Raw genomic sequence first — 16,451 nt, 5'->3', positions numbered from 1 at the left:
CGTTGGGTGTCGCTCAGGCGCCTACGCGCTCGTCCTGCGGATCGCGCAGGGCGGGCGTGAACGTCAGCGCGGTGAGCAGCAGGCCCGCCACGAGCGGTAGGAGCATCGCGCGCTGAATGTCGAAGTGTGAGCTGAGGTAGCCGATGACGCCCGGCCCGGCCAGGAACGCGGTGTACCCGAAGCCGGTGACGATGGCGAGCACCCGACCGCCGCCGATGTGGCCCGCGATCGCGTAGATCTGCGGCGCGATCATGCCGACACCCAGGCCCACGAGCAGCCAGCCGGCGAGGATGACGGGCAGGGACGACGCCACCACCGTCACCGCGAAACCGGCGACGGCCACCGGAGCTCCGAATCGGACGACCGCGACGCGTCCGTAGCGGCGCACGAGCGCGTCGCCGACGAGGCGGATGACGACCATCGTCGCCGACACCGCGACGAGACCTGCTGCGCCGGTGCCGGCGTCGACCTTCGCGACGTCGGTGACGTGGATCGAGGCCCAGTCGATGGCCGTTCCTTCGGTGAAGCCGAAGAACAGGGCCATGACGCCGAGCAACCACGCCTGCGGCGGGATGCCCGTGGCCTTCGTGGACGCCGAAACGTCGGCCTCATCCGTCTCCTGCGCGCCTGCGTCGTCGTGGGGGGCCTTGGGGGTGCGGGCCAGCAGTGCGGCGAGCGCGAGGAGCGCCGCGACGGCGATGACGATGAGGGCCGAGCGTGGATCGGCGTCGTCCTGCAGGCGGGCGAACGCCACGACGATGACCGCGCCGACGAAGCCACCGAGCGAGAAGAACGCGTGGAAACGACTCATCGCCGGTATGCCGGAGGCCTTCTCCGCGTCGATGCCGAGGGCGTTCATCGCGACGTCCATGGTGCCGTTGCTCGCACCGATGAGCGCTCCCGCGAGGACGAGAGCCACATAGTTCGGTACGAAGGCGAGGAGTCCGACAGCCGCAGCCATCGCGACGCCGCTCACGAGAGACGGCAAGCGTGGGGTGATGCGGTCGGAGACGCGCCCGCCGATCTGCATCGAGACGATGGCGCTCGCGCCGGTGACGAGGAGAACGGCGCCGATGCCGCCCGCGTCCGTACCGACGCGCTCACGCAGGCCCGGCAGCGAACCGCCCCATGCGCCCATCATCACGCCGTTGACGAAGAAGATCGCGAAAACGGCGCGCACGAGCGCACGTCCCTGCTCGCGCGTGAAGGCTGTGGGGGATTCAGGCATATCGACCATTGTGACGCGCGGCCCTAGGCTGGTCGAATGGACGACAAGGCGATGCTCAAGACCTACCTCGACTCATTGCGTTCCGCGGTGTTGTGGAAGCTCGAGGGGCTCGACGAGTGGCAGGCGCGATGGCCCATGACGTCGACGGGCTCGAACGTCCTCGGCATCGTCAAGCATCTTGCTGCGATGGAGTACGGCTATCTCGGCATCGTCTTCGGCCGCCCCGGCGAGGAAATGCCCTGGATCGGGCCGGGTGCGGAGCCCAACGCCGACATGTGGGCGACCGGGGAGGAATCGATCGAGGACGTCGCGCTCCTGTACCGCCGCGCTGTTGCCCACGCCGACGCGACGATCGATGCCCTCGATCTTGAGGCTCCGGGTAGCGTGCCCTGGTGGCCCCAGCCCGACGTGACGCTGCACCGGATTCTCGTTCACCTTGTCGTCGAAATCGCTCGGCACGCAGGGCATCTTGACATTCTGCGTGAGCAGCTTGACGGACGCGTGGGGTTGCGTGAGGCGAACCCGAACCTGCCGTTCGGTGACGACGCGTCGTGGGCCGACCACGTCGATCGGCTGCGCGACGTTGCCATCGAGGCCCAGTGGCCGGGAGCCCGCGCCGGCCTCTACGCATTCCCGGGTCCGCTACGCGACACGCTGCTCGCCGCCATCATCAGCGGTACGAAGAGTTCCACGTCGGCATTGCTGGAGGGGTACCGCGCGGACGGTGAGCCGTTGCCCGTCGTGGGGGAGCGTGAGGTGCTCATCTCCTCGACCGGCCTGCCGGTCGGCATCACGGAGACGACCGAGGTGCGCGTCGTCAGCCTCGACGAGGTCGACCTCGATCACGCCCTCGACGAGGGTGAAGGCTTCCGGGACGTCGCCGAATGGCGGGAAGCGCACGAACGTTTCTGGACGAGTGACGACGTGCGCGCCGAGTTGGACGACCCGAACTTCACGGTGAACGACGACACCCAGGTTGTCCTCCAGCGCTTCGCGCTCGTGAAGAAGCTCTGAACGCGCCCTCTGGTTGACTGGGCACAGCCGCTCGATTCCACCGCAACGCAAGGAGAAGTCATGCGTGTCGCCATCGCCGGCTCGACCGGCCTCATCGGAACCAAGCTCGTCGAGCTGGCTCGCTCCGACGGTCACGACGTCGTCGAGGTGTCGCGTTCCTCCGGCTTCGACCTCACGGACGAGGCCGTCCTGCCCCGCCTCGCCGAGGCGCTCGCGGACGTGGACGCCGTCGTCGACGTCACGCAGGGCGCGAGCTTCGAGGAAGACGAGGCGGTCAGCTTCTTCCGTTCGGTGGCCGGCCATCTCGGCCAGGCAGCTCACGAGGCCGGCGTGCGACGCACGGTCGTGTTGTCGATCGTCGGCATCGAGGAGAGCCCCGACTACGGCTACTACGTCGGCAAGGTGGCACAGGAGAAGGCCCACCGGGAGAACTCCCCGGGCGTCCTCGTTCTGCGCGCCACCCAGTTCCACGAATTCCCGGGCCAGATGGTCGAGTGGTTCACCACCGACGGCGTGGCCGACGTCATGGACGTGGAATTCCAGCCGGTCGACTCCGCCGAGGTCGTTCGTCTGCTGCTCGAGATGGCGACAGGGTCGTTCGACGGCGATGTCCAACTCGCCGGGCCGCGCACCGAGAGCCTCGTCGGCCTGGCCCGCGAGCACGTTGCGGCCAAGGGGCTCGATGCCACGGTGAAACCGGGCGAAGCGCCCGCATCCATGGCCGAGGGCGGCATGTTGCCGCGGCAGGAGGACGCCGTCATCGTGCGTGGCCGCTCGTGGCACGAGTGGATGGATCAGGAGAACTGACGCTCCCGCGCTGATTTCGGCGCGTGGCGCGAACGAGGGGCGCCGCACTCGTCGTGAGTGCGGCGCCCCTCGTCAATCGTGGTCGTGGCTCAGACGCCCGCGGTCTGACGGATCCAGGCGCGGTGGCCGGTGATGTTGGAGTAGTTCGAACCGGCGTGGATGTTGCTGCCCGGGTCGGCCGTGTCGCCCGTCGAGCAGACGCCCACGATCTGACCGTTGATGACGAGCGGGCCTCCGGAGTCACCGTGGTTCGAGGCGCCGTCGATGCCCTGGACGTGGATCGCGCGGCCGCGGTAGGCATCCGTGCTCGAGCCGAGGACGGTGACGTTCGCCTTGAACAGGCCGGTGGACTGCCGGCTGTTGGCGCGAAGGCCGTAGCCGCTGATGACGCCCGTCTGCCCACGCTGCGCCGTGTACGAGCTGGCGATCGGCATCGGGTTGACGCCGACCAACTTGGCGAGGTGGACGAGTCCGACATCTCCGTAGGGGGAGTTGACGAGGCGGTCGCCGGAGACCGGCGTGCCGGGATTCGTCGTCGAGTTGGAGGTGTAGACCTTCATCCGGCTGCTGCCCTCGGTGCAGTGACGTGCGGTGAGGACCCACTGCGCGGCGATGACCTCGCCGGTGCAGCCGTACTGACCGCCGTCCTGCGTGAAGACGAGTTGTACGACGGACGGGTTGGAGGCCTGGGAGCCTCCGACGATGTACTCGGGCTTGTCGACCGTGGGGGAGGCGCCTGCCGTGGGGGCGAGCGCGAAAGCCATGGTCGTGCCGGCCGCGGCAGCGGCGAGGCGGAGCGTCGGTCGGGTCATTTTCATGCCTCTCTTTCGCGTCGACCCGGGAGGTGGGGTCGTGAGTGCCCACAACGCTTACATAGGCGATGCAAAGAGAGTGCGTGAGCGAGGTCACAATAAAGTTACAAATTATGAACCGTGGAACTATGTTGGTCAGTCGAGGAGATTGTTTTCCGTCTCGAACTCGACGCGCAGCGACTCGAGGAAACCGACGAACGTCGCGCCGAGTTCGCTCAGTTCCTCACCCGTGCCGCGCTCGACGTCGACCCAGCGCGTCGGGTGGCCGGGAACGACACCGAAATCCCAGTCCTCACCGCGACCGAACACGCACGCCTCGCCCACCTTCGTCACCGAACTCGGGTGCAGCACACGCAGGTACGGGCCAGGACCGCCGTCGGCGGTGAGTACCGGGCCGTTGAAGGTGGCTGACGTCAGCCAGAAGGCACGCAGGTCGTCGGGGAACGTGACGCCGAGGGCCTCCTCGGCGTGAGCGATCTCGTCCTCGGTGGCGGGGGTGTCGAGTTGGTCGGACGCGAAGTACTCGGAGTAGGACATGGCGCCAGTCTGACATTCCCCGAGCCCTCCCGTGCCACGTCGGTCGAAGCGCTCTGGGGTCCTTGCCGAAGGCTATCGGGGCGAGCTTCTGCGTCGCCCGGCCGCAGGCCGCACCGCGTGTGGAAGTGGGGGCTGGAGCGTGCCTAGAGTGAAGGTATGGCTACGCGTACTGAATCCGACAGCATGGGGCAGATCGAGGTCGACGAGGCGGCGTACTGGGGTGCTCAGACCCAGCGCAGCATCGAGAACTTCGACATCGGCCGCGACACCTTCGTGTGGGGTCCGGTGATGGTGCGGGCCCTGGGCATCCTCAAGAAGGCTGCAGCCCAGGCGAACGCCGAACTCGACCAGCTGCCCGCCGACGTCGCCGAACTCATCGAGCGTGCGGCTGACGACGTCATCGAGGGGCGTCTGAACGATCAGTTCCCGCTCGTCGTCTTCCAGACGGGCTCGGGCACGCAGTCCAACATGAACTCCAACGAGGTCATCTCCAACCGCGCCATCGAACTGGCCGGCGGCGAGCGCGGCTCGAAGAAGCCGGTTCACCCCAACGACCACGTCAACCGCGGCCAGTCGAGCAATGACACGTTCCCGACGGCCATGCACATCGCCGTCGTCCTCGACCTCGTGGAGCGCCTGTACCCGGCCGTCACCGAGTTGCGTGACGTGCTCGCCGCCAAGGCCGACGAGTTCGCGGACATCGTCAGCGTCGGCCGTACGCACCTGCAGGACGCGACGCCGATCATGCTCGGCCAGGAGTTCGGCGGCTGGGTGGCCCAGCTCGACTTCGCGCTGGAGCAGGTGCGTCAGGCGGAGCAGGCCACGCGCGCTCTCGCGATCGGCGGAACGGCCGTCGGCACGGGCCTCAACGCCCACCCGGACTTCGGCAAGCTCGCCGCGAAGAAGATCTCCGAGATCTCCGGCCAGGAGTTCCGTCAGGCCGACAACCTCTTCGCCTCGCTGTCGGCCCACGACGAACTCGTGGCCGTGTCCTCGGCGCTCAAGCTGCTCGGCGGCGCGCTCATGAAGATCGCCAACGACGTGCGCTGGCTGGCCTCCGGCCCGCGTAACGGCATCGGCGAACTCAACATCCCCGAGAACGAGCCGGGCAGCTCGATCATGCCGGGCAAGGTCAACCCGACGCAGGCCGAGGCCATGACGATGGTCGCGACGCGCGTGTTCGGCAACGACGCCACGGTGGGCTTCGCCGGCTCGCAGGGCAATTTCCAGCTCAACGTCTTCAAGCCCGTCATGGCGCACGCCGTGCTCGAGAGCATCCGCCTCATCTCCGATGCGTGCCGCTCGTTCACCGAGCACTGCGCACGCGGCATCGAGCCGAACCGCGAGCGCATCGAGGCGAACCTTGCCTCCAACCTCATGGTCGTCACGGCCCTCAACCGCCACATCGGCTACGACAAGGCGGCCGCCATCGCGAAGAAGGCCCACAAGGAGGGCACCACGCTGCGCGAGGCCGCAGTCGCCTCCGGTGAGGTCTCGGAGAAGGACTTCGACGCCTGGGTCGTGCCTGCCGACATGACGCACCCGTCGGCCTGACCCGCACACGCGAAGCCCCGGAGACGCAAAGGCTGTCTCCGGGGCTTCGTCGTGGCTGCTCGGCCGCCGCGACGTTCGTCAGGTCCCGCGCAGGTTCGCGTCGTCGACTATGCGCCCGAGCACCTCGGCCGAGTGGGCGAGGCCGGCTGCCTCGGCGTCGGTCAGGCTGAGTTCGACGACGCTGCGCACACCCTTGCGCCCCAGTACCGCAGGCACACCGAGGTAGAGATCGGTGACGCCGTAGGGCCCGTGCAGGTACGTCGAGATCGGGATGGCTGCGTACTCATCGCGAAGGAGCGCCCGGGTGATCCGCGCAAGGGCCATGCCGATGCCGTACGACGTCGAGCCCTTGGCGTCGATGATCTGGTAGGCGGCGGTGCGTGTTTCGTCGAAGATGCGCTCGATCTCGTCGCGTCGGCCGGGCACGGCGTCGAGGTCCCGCGCGAGGGGAGCACCGGCCACGTTCGCCGACGACAGCGCGGGCACCTCGGTGTCGCCGTGCTCCCCGATGATCGCGGCGTGCACCGACGTCGGTGCCACGTCGTACAGCTCACCGAGCATGAAGCGCAGGCGCGCGGTGTCGAGCGCGGTGCCGGAACCGATGACGCGCTCCGACGGCAGGCCGGAGAACTTCCACGTCGCGTACGTCATGACGTCGACGGGGTTCGTGGCGATGAGGAAGATGCCGTCGAAGCCTGTCTCCATGACCGAGGCGACGATGGAACGGAAGATTTCGACGTTGCGGCCCACCAGGTCGAGGCGGGTCTCGCCGGGCTTCTGTGCGGCGCCCGCCGTGATGACGACGACGTCGGCGTCCGCGCAGTCGGCGTATTCGCCCACGGTGACGCGGGTCGGTGTCGGTGCCCAGACGACACCGTGGTTGAGGTCCATGACCTCGCCGAAGACCTTCTGCTCGTTGATGTCGATGATCGACAACTCGTGCACGAGGCCCTGGTTGACGAGGGCGTAGGCGTAGGCGACGCCGACGTCGCCGGCGCCGATGAGAACGACTCGATCACTCATGAATCCACCGTAGGTGGGCCGGGTGAACGCCAGGTGATCGACCGGGCGTCAACGGGATTCGAGCGCGACGCCCTCCGAGCCCGGAACGAACTGTACGGACGCCAGGGATTCGACGACGGCGTCGGCGTCGAGCACGTCGGCGGGCGTCGTCGACGTGAGCGCGAGCGTGGCGCATCCGGCGGCCTTGGCGGCAGCGAGACCGCTCGGCGCGTCCTCGACGACGAGGCAGTGGGTGGGGTCCACGCCGAGGCGCTCGGCGGCGAGCAGGAACGGATCGGGGTGCGGCTTGCCGCGCTCCACGTCGTCGAACGTGACGACGACGTCGGGCAACGGAATGCCCGCTGCGGCGAGTCGGGCGAGGCCCAGCTCGCGCGTCGCCGACGTCACGACGGCGCAGCGCTTCGGGCCGATGGCCTCCACGGCCTCGATGGCGCCCGCGATCGCACGGACGTCGTCAGTGTCGGCGACCTCAAGTTCCGTGATGCGCGCCAGCGCGGCCCGTGCGTCGAGGTGCGGGGCGATGCTCGCGATGATCCCGGCAGCCGGCACGCCGTGATGTTGACCGAGCAGCGCGGGGTCGACGTCGTACTCACGAGCCCACGCGAGCCACGAGCGTTCGACCGCCGGGGTGGAATCGACGAGCGTCCCGTCGTTGTCGAAGAGGACGGCGGCGTAGGTGCGCCCGGTCAGAGCGGTGAGGTCGTCGAGCGTGGGCATGGGCTCATCCCATCATGTCGACGCGGGACGCTGAAGGGCACGCACCGCGAGCTGCGGCGCGTGCCCTTCGGCGAACGATCAGCGGGAACGATCAGTTGCTCGAGCGGTTCTGCAACGACGCGGCGAGCACGGCCGACACGTCCTGCGGCGTCTTGGCCGTGTAGACCGTGCCACCGCTGCCGGTGATCTTCGCGATGTCGCTCAGTTCCTTCGTGTTGACGTCCTCGCCGATCGCGAGCGTCGAGATGTCGACGGGGCGCTTCGGGTCGACGGCGTCCCGCAGCTTCTTCTTGAGCTCGCTGAGCGACAGGCCGCCCTTCGGGTCGTCGTTGCGGCCGTCCGTGACGAGCAGGACCGTGCTGATCTGGCCGTCCTTGTAGTCCTTCTGGGCGGCCTGGTAGGTGGCCCAGATGGTGTCGTAGAGAGCGGTGTCGCCCTTGACCCGCTGCGGAAGGGTGTCGATCGAGGCCTGGATGCGCTTGAGCTTGGCAGGGTCGGAGATCGGCGACATCGGAATGCGCTCCTCGTAGTCCTTCTTGCCGTCGAGCTCCGTCGAGAACTCCCACACGGCGATGGACGTCGATGCGGGCACCAGGGAGAGTCCGTGCTTCGTCGCCTTGGAGACAGCCTCGATACGGCTGACGCCGCGGGTCTTCTCGCGCATCGAACCGGACACGTCGACGACTGTGGTCAGACGCAGCGGCTTGGTGGCCTCGGCCCAGCTGGCGACGACCTGGCTGACCGTCTGGTCGCTGGCACCGGAGGTGGTGCGCACCGAGCCCGCGCCTTGGGGCGCGTTCGACGGCGGCTTCGAACCGTCGGCCGAGCGGTATCCGGCGTCGGCGAAAGCCTTCTGTCCCTCGGCGGAGGTGAGGCGCGTCATGAGTTCCTCGTAGGCGGCGTCGGTCTGGGGGTCGTCGGCGATCATCTTGGCCGCGCTCACTTTGACGAGCGGTGATCCACCCTCGAGCCCGATCTCGGCGAGCTTGGTGGAGCTCTTCGCGTTTCGGGCAGCCAGTGCGGCCTCCGAAGTGACGTACGGGGCGTTGGACGGGATGCTGTCGCGCGCCGTGAGAGCCAGCTGGCCGAAGGCCTCACGCGCCTTCTGGTTGTCCGTGCCGAGCGCCTGGGACGCAGCCGTCACGGCGAGGGCGCTCGCGCGGTCGCGGGAGACGTCGGCGACGGTGAGGGCCGGCTTGGCCGAAAGAATCTTCGACCAGGAGGCCTCGTCCCCGCCGAGCTTCTTCAACTGGTCGGCCGGACCGCTGATGACCGCGGGCGACGAGGCGAAAGCCGTGCCGGGCGTGATCTTCGCGCCGGAGGCCTTCGACGCTTCGTCGAAGGTGCCGGGGTTGTCACTGACCCAGATCTGGGCACTCGGGGAGCCACCCTTGATCTGGTTGAGGGTTTCCGAGTCGGTGGCGGCCTGAACCGAGTACGTGCGCTCGCAGCCCTGATCGTCCTTGCCACCCTTGTATCCGTCGAGCGCCTTGTTGAGTGGGCCGGACAGCGTGGGGCTCGCCGCGATCGTGACCTGAGCACCCGCACACTTGTCGCCGCCACCGGCTTGTGGGTTGCCGTTGTCGTCCCCGCCACCCGACTGGTTGCACGCCCAGGCTCCGCCGCCGATGGCGACTAGGGCGACGACCACCGCAGCGACCGTCTTGCCTGTGTTGGAGCGCGCGGAATCGCGACGGCGTTCTGAACGGCTCGTGTAGTCGGCGTCAGCCACGGGGAACCTGCCTGTGAAACGGAGCGACGGCCACTGGTGCACCCGCCGGCGCGTCGCCCGCACGGCAGTGCTTCGTGAGACGACTATGTCGTGCGTCTCACGCCGGTAGTCTAGGGCGTCGGCGTGATCGAACCTCGAGCACCGGCTGTCGGGGGCTCACAGGGCCTTCCCGGCGGGGGTGGTCAAGCTCACGGCACAAACCGGTGAGCCGTGAGCGTTACGTCAGTACTGTCACGCTCGACCCGCAAGCCAGCAGGAAGGCTCCTTGACATGCTCCGCACGATGATGCGCGCCAAGATCCACCGGGCGACGGTCACCCACGCAGACCTCCACTACGTCGGCTCCTGCACGATCTCGGCCGACCTCATGGAAGCCGCCGACCTGCTCGAGGGGGAGCAGATCGACATCGTCGATGTCGACAACGGCAACCGCCTCACCACCTACGTCATCGAAGGGCCGCGCGGCGAGGGGCGCATCGGCATCAACGGCGCTGCCGCGCACCTCGTGGGCGTCGGCGACACCGTGATCCTCATCGCCTACGGCCAGTTCGGACCCGACGAACTCGCGTCGCACGAGCCGCGCGTCGTGTTCGTCGACGGTGACAACCGCATCGTCGAGAAGGGCAGCGACCCGGCGCACGCGCCGCAGGGCTCCGGCCTCGTCGACCCGCGCGAAGGCTGACCGGTCGCAGGTGCCGTGTCGCAGACGTGACACGACGGGCAGTGTCGGGCTCAGCCGACGCCGGTGCCGACGAGCGCGCCCACGCCGAAGGTGATGGCCATGGCGAGCAGGCCGCCACCGACGTTGCGTACGACGGCGCGCTGGGGTGCCGCGCCGCCGAGACGGGCACTGACGAAACCCGTGACGGCGAGCGCCAGGACGACAGCGACGACGGTCACCGGCACCCGCAGGTTCGTCGGGGGCATCAGGATGGCGAGCAGCGGCACGAGAGCACCGAGCGCGAAGGCGAGGAAGGATGCACCCGCGGCGCTCCACGGGTTCGTCAGGGCCTCCGGATCGAGGCCGAGTTCGGCCTCGGCGTGGGCCTTCAGAGCGTCCTTCGCCGTGAGTTGCTCCGCGACCTGACGGGCGAGCTCCGGCTCGAGCCCCTTGTCGACGTAGATGTCAGCCAGCTCGTCGAGTTCCTCGTCGGGAAGGTGTGCCAGTTCCCAACGCTCCTTGGCGATGAGGGCCCTCTCGCTGTCGCGCTGCGTGGAGACGGAGACGTATTCGCCTGCCGCCATCGACAGCGCGCCCGAGACGATGCCCGCGATGCCGGCGACGAGAATGGGCGTGCGCTGCGTCGTCGCGCCGGCCACTCCCATGACGAGACCGGCGACGGACACGATGCCGTCGTTGGCGCCGAGCACCCCGGCACGCAGCCAGTTCAACGTCGAAGCGTGAGTGGCATCATGCGGCTCTCCGGCATGCGCGGCAGGTGCGGAACTCGTCATGATCGTCAGTGTGAAGAACGAGCCTGCCCGCGCCAAGGTAGGAAAGCCTTGTGTAATTCGCCGGAGCGCCGACATGGTCACCACAGCGGCCGCAGCTCACGCCGTCGACGCCAGCGCCTCCGCCACCTCCATCGGCCGCGTGCACTTCTGAGCGCTGCGTGCGGTCGCGGCAGGTGTCGGACGATGTGTGCCTCGTCATGCTCCGAACGACGTGTCCTCGAGCACGGAAAAACCCTGCGACAATGGGAAGTATGGCTTTGAAGTCCCGTAACGACGTCCGAAACGTCGCGATTGTCGCCCACGTTGACCACGGTAAGACCACCATGGTCGACAAGATGCTCTGGCAGGCCGGCGTCTTCGCCGAGCGCGCCACGGTCGAGTCGACCGGTGAGCGAGTCATGGACTCGGGTGACCTCGAGCGCGAAAAGGGCATCACGATCCTCGCGAAGAACACCGCGATCCACTACAACGGCCCGGCGGCCAAGGAAGTCGCCGGGCTCGCTGACGGCGAATTCGTCACCATCAACATCATCGACACCCCCGGCCACGCCGACTTCGGTGGCGAGGTCGAGCGCGGCCTTTCCATGGTCGACGGCGTCGTCCTGCTCGTCGACGCGTCCGAGGGCCCGCTGCCCCAGACGCGCTTCGTGCTGCGCAAGGCACTCGACGCGAAGATGCCGGTCATCCTGTGCATCAACAAGGTCGACCGCCCCGACGCGCGCATCGGCGAGGTCATCGACGAGGTCTACGAACTCTTCATGGATCTCGACGCCGACGAGGACCAGATCGAGTTCCCGATCGTGTACGCCTCGGGCAAGAACGGCATCGCTTCGATGACGCGCCCCGAGGACGGCACGCTGCCCGAGGGCGACTCGGTGGAGCCGCTGTTCCGCACGATCCTCGACACGATCCCGGCGCCGACGTACGACGACGAGGCGCCGCTGCAGGCCCACGTCACGAACCTCGACTCCGACAACTTCCTCGGCCGCCTCGCGCTGCTGCGCGTGTTCAACGGCGAGATCGCCAAGAACCAGCAGGTCACGTGGTGCAAGGCCGACGGCACGCAGCAGAAGGTGCGCATCACCGAACTGCTCATGACCGAGGGCCTCGAGCGCAAGCCGTCCGAGAAGGCCGCCGGGCCCGGCGACATCATCGCCGTCGCCGGCATCTCCGACATCACGATCGGTGAGACGCTCGCCGACGCCGAGAACCCGATCCCGCTGCCGCTCATCACGGTCGACGAGCCGGCCATCTCCATGACGATCGGTACGAACACCTCGCCGCTCGTCGGCAAGGAGCGCGGCACCAAGGTGACGGCGCGCCTCGTCAAGGACCGCCTCGACAAGGAGCTCATCGGTAACGTCTCGTTGCGCGTTCTGCCCACCGAGCGTCCCGACGCCTGGGAGGTCCAGGGCCGTGGTGAGCTCGCGCTCGCCATCCTCGTCGAGCAGATGCGTCGTGAGGGCTTCGAGCTAACCGTCGGCAAGCCGCAGGTCGTCACGCGTGAGATCGACGGCAAGCTGCACGAGCCGACCGAGCGCCTCACGATCGACACCCCCGAGGAGCACCTCGGTGGCATCACGCAGCTGCTCGCCGCCCGCAAGGGCCGCATGGAGCAGATGACGAACCACGGCACCGGTTGGATCCGCATGGAGTTTGTCGTGCCGGCGCGTGGCCTCATCGGTTTCCGCACCGAGTTCCTCACCGAGACCCGCGGTACGGGTATCGCGCACAGCATCCACGAGGGTTACGAGCCGTGGTTCGGCGTTATCACGACGCGCGTCGCCGGCTCGCTCGTCGCCGACCGCAGCGGCCCCGTCACGTCGTACGCGATGGTGAACCTGCAGGAGCGTGGCGTCCTGTTCGTCACGCCCGGCACCGAGGTGTACGAGGGCATGATCGTCGGCGAGAACAGCCGCGCCGACGACATGGACGTCAACATCACCAAGGAGAAGAAGCTGACGAACGTGCGTGCGTCGTCGGCCGACAACTTCGAGAAGGTCATCCCGCCGAAGCAGCTCTCCCTCGAGCAGAGCCTCGAGTTCTGCCGCGAGGACGAGTGCTGCGAGGTGACGCCGACCGCCGTGCGCATCCGCAAGGTCGTGCTCAACGCGAACGAGCGTGCCCGCGCCACGTCGCGTGCGAAGAACGCGGCCAAGAGCTGACGCTCCGCGCCTGACGAAGGCGGTCACCCTCTCGGGGGTGGCCGCCTTCGTCGTTGCCGTCGTTGCCGGGGACGCTTCACGAACGCTTTGCGTTTCGATCGATCCCGTACGAAGGTTGACCTCATGGCCCGTCTGCTCTTCGTTCACGCACATCCCGACGACGAATCGCTGTGGACGGGCGTCGCGTTGGCCCATCATGTCGCCGCGGGCGACGAGGTGCACGTGCTCACGTGCACGCTGGGGGAGGAGGGCGAGGTCATCCCCGACGACCTCAAGCACCTCGAACTTCCCGCAGGCGAGGCGCGTGATCCTGACGCAGCCGACCCGCTGGCCGAGGTGCGCCGCGACGAGTTGCGCGCCGCAATGGAGGCCATGGCCGTCACCTCGTCGGTCATCCTCGGCGACGAGGAGTTCCGTCGCCTCAGCGGGCGCGAGTCGGCGCCTGCGTTCCGCGACTCCGGCATGGCCGGCACGCCGTCCGCCGCGCACCCGCGCGCCTTCGCGAGCTGTGACATCGACGCCGTGGCGGCCGATGTTGCGGCCTACGTCGATGCGCTCGCTCCGGACGTCGTCGTCACCTACGACGAGCAGGGCGGCTACGGCCACCCCGATCACATCCGCACCCACGACGTCACCGTCGCCGCCGTCGCGGCGTCGCGAACACAGCCGCAGCTGTTCATCACGCTGACGCCGCGCTCGTGGGCCGTCGAGGACCGGGCCTGGCTGCACGCGATGTGCTCCCCGCAGTTCCTCGAGGAGACGGGCTTCCTCGTGCCCTCGGCCGACGACCCGTTCCCGCCGTCCGTCGCGGAGGACGCCGAGGTGACGCACGCCGTCGTCGACGAGCAGGCCGTCACAGCGCAGATCCGGGCGCTGCGTGCCCACCGCACCCAGGTCACCGTCGTCGACGAGGTGTACGCCCTGTCCAACGACATCGCTGCGCGACTTTCCGGACGTGAGGGGTACGCCCGCTATGACGCCGAAGCGCGTGCACGTGTCGGTGCCGCGGCTCCCGGCGAGCACGCCGGGCCGGGAACCGACGTCCACCGAGCACCCCTGGTGACGCGATGAGCAGCCACCACGAACCGGTCGACCCGGACCACTACCGCAAGGCCATCGGGCGATTCGCCACGGGCGTCAGCGTCGTCACGACGAAGGCCGGCGGTCTTGATCACGCCATGACGGTCAACTCCCTCACGAGCGTTTCGCTCGAGCCCGTCCTCATGCTCATCAGCGTCGAGCGCGAGGCGCGCTTCTGGGATGCCGTCATGGAGTGCGGCGAATGGGGTGTGTCCCTGCTCGGTGCGGACGCTCAGAAGACCGCGAGTTGGTTGTCGACGCGTGGCCGCCCCCTGCACGGGCAGCTCGACCGCGTCCCGCACCACCGTGGCGAGGTCACCGATGTCGCCCTCCTCGACGGTGCGCTGGCAGAGTTCGAGTGCCGCACGACCAGCACGCTCGACGCCGGCGACCACACGCTCGTCGTCGGTGAGGTGCTGTCGCTGGCGATCGGCGACGACCCCGGCGATGCCCTCACGTACTACCGCGGGGCCTTCGGTCGCCTCGTATGACACTCGTTCGGGTGAACGGCGGCGCGTCGAGCGTCAGAGTGCACGCCGCAGCCTCGAACTCGTGTTGCAATGGGTGTTCACACGACGAACGGTATTCAAGGGGTTTCAGTGAGCGACGACGCACGGAACGCATCTGAGCGCCGAGGGAAGAAGGGCCTGCTCATCGGCAGTGGCGTCGGTGTCGTCGCTCTCGCCGCGGCCGCCTACGTCGGCGCGTGCTACCACTACAAGGACGCCATCCCCGAGGGCACGACCGTCGCGGGTAAGAGCATCGGTGGTATGACGTCCGAACAGGCCACCCGCCAGGTCCTCACGCTCAAGCACCCGAACGCCTCGACGAAGGCGAACGTCACGGCCGGCGACCAGTCCTTCGACCTGGCGCCGGCATCCGCGTGGAAGCCCGACGCCGAGAAGACCTTGGACGGCGTCACCGAGTTCAGCCTCTCCCCGAGCCGACTGCTCGATCAGATCAACGGCGGAGGCGAGAAGATCGAGCCGGTGTACTCCGTCGACAAAACCGCCCTGACGACCTTGGTCAAGAAGGCTGCGGAGTCGAAGATCGACGGTGCTCCGAAGCAGGGACGCGTCAAGTTCATCGGTGGCAAGGTGTCCATCGTCGACGGGGCACCGGGCCACGGCGTCGACGAGAAGAAGGTCGCCGACGCCATCGCGAGCGGCTGGCCGAAGAAGACGGACTACACGACCGAGCTCGTCGAGAAGAACTCCGACGCCTCGGACAACGCCGTGCAGGCTTTCGCGGAGGGCGACGCCAAGAAGGCGATGTCTGCCCCGCTGGAGGTCAGTGCCAACGGACAGAGCGTCACCCTGACGCCGGCTCAGGTCTCCGACGTCATCTCCTCCACGACCGGGGCCGACGGCAAGCCGGCGATCAAGGTCGACACCAGGGCTCTGCTGACGACGGTTCTCTCGCGCGGCGACAAGATGCGCGTTCCGGCAGTCGACGCCAAGGTCGTCTGGAAGGACGGTCAGCCGTCCGTCGTCGAGGGTCGTTCGGGTAAGGAGATCGACGAGTCGAAGGTCGCCAAGATCGTCGGTGACGCCCTCGTGGGCGATCACAAGGCCACGCTCGCCATGAAGGAGCAGAAGCCGGCGGTCATGGCCAAGGACGTCAACGTCGAGGCACTGCCCAGCACCTCCATGGCTCACTTCGAGTCGCCGTTCCCCACGGGCCCCAGCCAGCAGGCTCGCATTCACAACATCACGACGGCCATCAACCGCCTCAACGGCATCGTCGTCCAGCCGGGCGAGCAGTTCAGCCTGTTGCGCGCGCTCGGGTACGAGTTCACGAAGGAATCCGGGTACGTCGAAGCGGGCACGCTGCAGGGTGGTCTGCACCTCGACGGCATGGGCGGCGGCGTCTCGCAGGTCTCCACGACGATGTACAACACGGCGTTCTTCGCCGGTGTCCAGCTCGATGAGCACACGGCGCACGCCGTGTACATCTCGCGCTACCCGATGGGTCGCGAAGCGACGATCTGGAACCCCGGTATCGACAACAAGTGGACGAACGACACCGGCAAGCCCATTCTCATCAAGGCCCACGTCGAGTCGAACAAGGTCGTCATGGACTTCTACGGCACGAAGAAGTACGACGTGGCCACCCGCACGAGCGGCAAGTACAACATTCAGCCGCCCAAGCACCGCACGGTCAAGAACGTCAAGGGTTGTGAGAACACGGTCGGTGGCGGTGTTCCGGGCTTCGACGTCGACGTCTACCGAGAACTGAAGTCGGGCTCGACGACCGTGCGTACGGAGAAGATCCACACGAAGTACAAGCCGGACGACATCATCACGTGTCAGAACTGAGACGCGCGCA

16 protein-coding genes are annotated in these 16,451 nt (G+C 67.8%); 9 read left to right on the top strand and 7 right to left on the bottom strand.

Annotated features, from left to right (window positions below; genetic code table 11):
• Nucleotides 1-13: 13 nt before the first annotated feature.
• Entirely contained in the window at nt 14-1,228 is a 1,215-nt protein-coding gene (locus tag H7F30_RS14010; protein ID WP_255464874.1) for an MFS transporter, read from the bottom strand.
• A gap of 36 nt (nt 1,229-1,264) precedes the next feature.
• Between H7F30_RS14010 and H7F30_RS14980 the strand changes: the two genes are divergently transcribed.
• Nucleotides 1,265-2,242, top strand: a complete 978-nt coding sequence (locus H7F30_RS14980; RefSeq protein WP_082128602.1) for a DUF664 domain-containing protein — start codon at nt 1,265-1,267, stop codon at nt 2,240-2,242.
• Nucleotides 2,243-2,302: 60 nt separating this feature from the next.
• The gene (locus tag H7F30_RS14000; protein ID WP_187035818.1) at nt 2,303-3,049 is read left to right on the top strand and encodes an SDR family oxidoreductase; all 747 of its coding nucleotides are present in this window, start codon (nt 2,303-2,305) and stop codon (nt 3,047-3,049) included.
• An 89-nt stretch (nt 3,050-3,138) separates the two neighbouring features.
• On the opposite strand, the gene H7F30_RS13995 is transcribed toward H7F30_RS14000, so the two are convergent.
• A complete protein-coding gene (locus H7F30_RS13995; protein WP_255464873.1) occupies nt 3,139-3,867 on the bottom strand; it encodes a trypsin-like serine protease in 729 nt (242 codons plus the stop codon).
• Between the two features lie 129 nt (nt 3,868-3,996).
• Nucleotides 3,997-4,398: an SMI1/KNR4 family protein gene (locus H7F30_RS13990; RefSeq protein ID WP_187035816.1), complete on the bottom strand. Its 402-nt coding sequence runs from the start codon at nt 4,396-4,398 to the stop codon at nt 3,997-3,999.
• A 156-nt stretch (nt 4,399-4,554) separates the two neighbouring features.
• Here H7F30_RS13990 and fumC point away from each other — a divergent pair, with 156 nt between their 5' ends.
• Nucleotides 4,555-5,952 (top strand): class II fumarate hydratase, encoded by a 1,398-nt coding sequence (gene fumC, locus H7F30_RS13985; protein WP_047310331.1) that lies wholly within the window; start codon nt 4,555-4,557, stop codon nt 5,950-5,952.
• 78 nt (nt 5,953-6,030) lie between these two features.
• Here the strand turns inward: fumC and H7F30_RS13980 are convergent, their stop codons facing one another.
• The 3 genes from H7F30_RS13980 to H7F30_RS13970 all read right to left on the bottom strand — a co-directional run bounded on the left by H7F30_RS13980 (nt 6,031) and on the right by H7F30_RS13970 (nt 9,424).
• Nucleotides 6,031-6,975, bottom strand: a complete 945-nt coding sequence (locus H7F30_RS13980; RefSeq protein WP_129662523.1) for an L-lactate dehydrogenase — start codon at nt 6,973-6,975, stop codon at nt 6,031-6,033.
• 48 nt (nt 6,976-7,023) lie between these two features.
• Nucleotides 7,024-7,692, bottom strand: coding sequence for an HAD-IA family hydrolase (locus H7F30_RS13975; RefSeq protein WP_187035814.1), 669 nt, complete (start codon nt 7,690-7,692; stop codon nt 7,024-7,026).
• A 91-nt stretch (nt 7,693-7,783) separates the two neighbouring features.
• Nucleotides 7,784-9,424 (bottom strand): VWA domain-containing protein, encoded by a 1,641-nt coding sequence (locus tag H7F30_RS13970; protein ID WP_187035812.1) that lies wholly within the window; start codon nt 9,422-9,424, stop codon nt 7,784-7,786.
• Nucleotides 9,425-9,694: 270 nt separating this feature from the next.
• Between H7F30_RS13970 and panD the strand changes: the two genes are divergently transcribed.
• Complete coding sequence (gene panD, locus H7F30_RS13965) at nt 9,695-10,105, top strand: aspartate 1-decarboxylase (protein WP_187035810.1); 411 nt, start codon at nt 9,695-9,697, stop codon at nt 10,103-10,105.
• Between the two features lie 50 nt (nt 10,106-10,155).
• Here panD and H7F30_RS13960 read toward each other — a convergent pair whose 3' ends face one another.
• Nucleotides 10,156-10,878 carry a VIT family protein gene (locus H7F30_RS13960; protein ID WP_047310326.1) on the bottom strand — a complete coding sequence of 241 codons (723 nt, stop codon included), beginning with the start codon at nt 10,876-10,878 and terminating at the stop codon, nt 10,156-10,158.
• Between H7F30_RS13960 and H7F30_RS13955 the strand changes: the two genes are divergently transcribed.
• The 5 genes from H7F30_RS13955 to H7F30_RS13935 all read left to right on the top strand — a co-directional run bounded on the left by H7F30_RS13955 (nt 10,877) and on the right by H7F30_RS13935 (nt 16,441).
• Nucleotides 10,877-11,029: a hypothetical protein gene (locus H7F30_RS13955; RefSeq protein ID WP_187035808.1), complete on the top strand. Its 153-nt coding sequence runs from the start codon at nt 10,877-10,879 to the stop codon at nt 11,027-11,029. The two genes, H7F30_RS13960 and H7F30_RS13955, sit on opposite strands and share 2 nt — an antisense overlap.
• Nucleotides 11,030-11,129: 100 nt before the next feature.
• Nucleotides 11,130-13,043, top strand: coding sequence for a translational GTPase TypA (gene typA / locus H7F30_RS13950; RefSeq protein WP_187035806.1), 1,914 nt, complete (start codon nt 11,130-11,132; stop codon nt 13,041-13,043).
• Nucleotides 13,044-13,166: 123 nt separating this feature from the next.
• The gene (locus H7F30_RS13945) at nt 13,167-14,114 is read left to right on the top strand and encodes a PIG-L family deacetylase (protein WP_187035804.1); all 948 of its coding nucleotides are present in this window, start codon (nt 13,167-13,169) and stop codon (nt 14,112-14,114) included.
• A complete protein-coding gene (locus H7F30_RS13940) occupies nt 14,111-14,614 on the top strand; it encodes a flavin reductase family protein (protein WP_047310324.1) in 504 nt (167 codons plus the stop codon). Before H7F30_RS13945 ends, H7F30_RS13940 begins: the two co-directional genes overlap by 4 nt.
• Before the next feature lie 108 nt (nt 14,615-14,722).
• A complete protein-coding gene (locus H7F30_RS13935; RefSeq protein WP_187035802.1) occupies nt 14,723-16,441 on the top strand; it encodes a VanW family protein in 1,719 nt (572 codons plus the stop codon).
• Nucleotides 16,442-16,451: the final 10 nt, after the last annotated feature.

Source organism: Dermacoccus sp. PAMC28757 (genome assembly GCF_014302635.1).
Lineage (GTDB): Bacteria > Actinomycetota > Actinomycetes > Actinomycetales > Dermatophilaceae > Dermacoccus > Dermacoccus abyssi.
The sequence above is the reverse complement of the archived record's forward strand: the minus strand, read 5'-3'. Positions and strand labels throughout refer to the sequence as shown.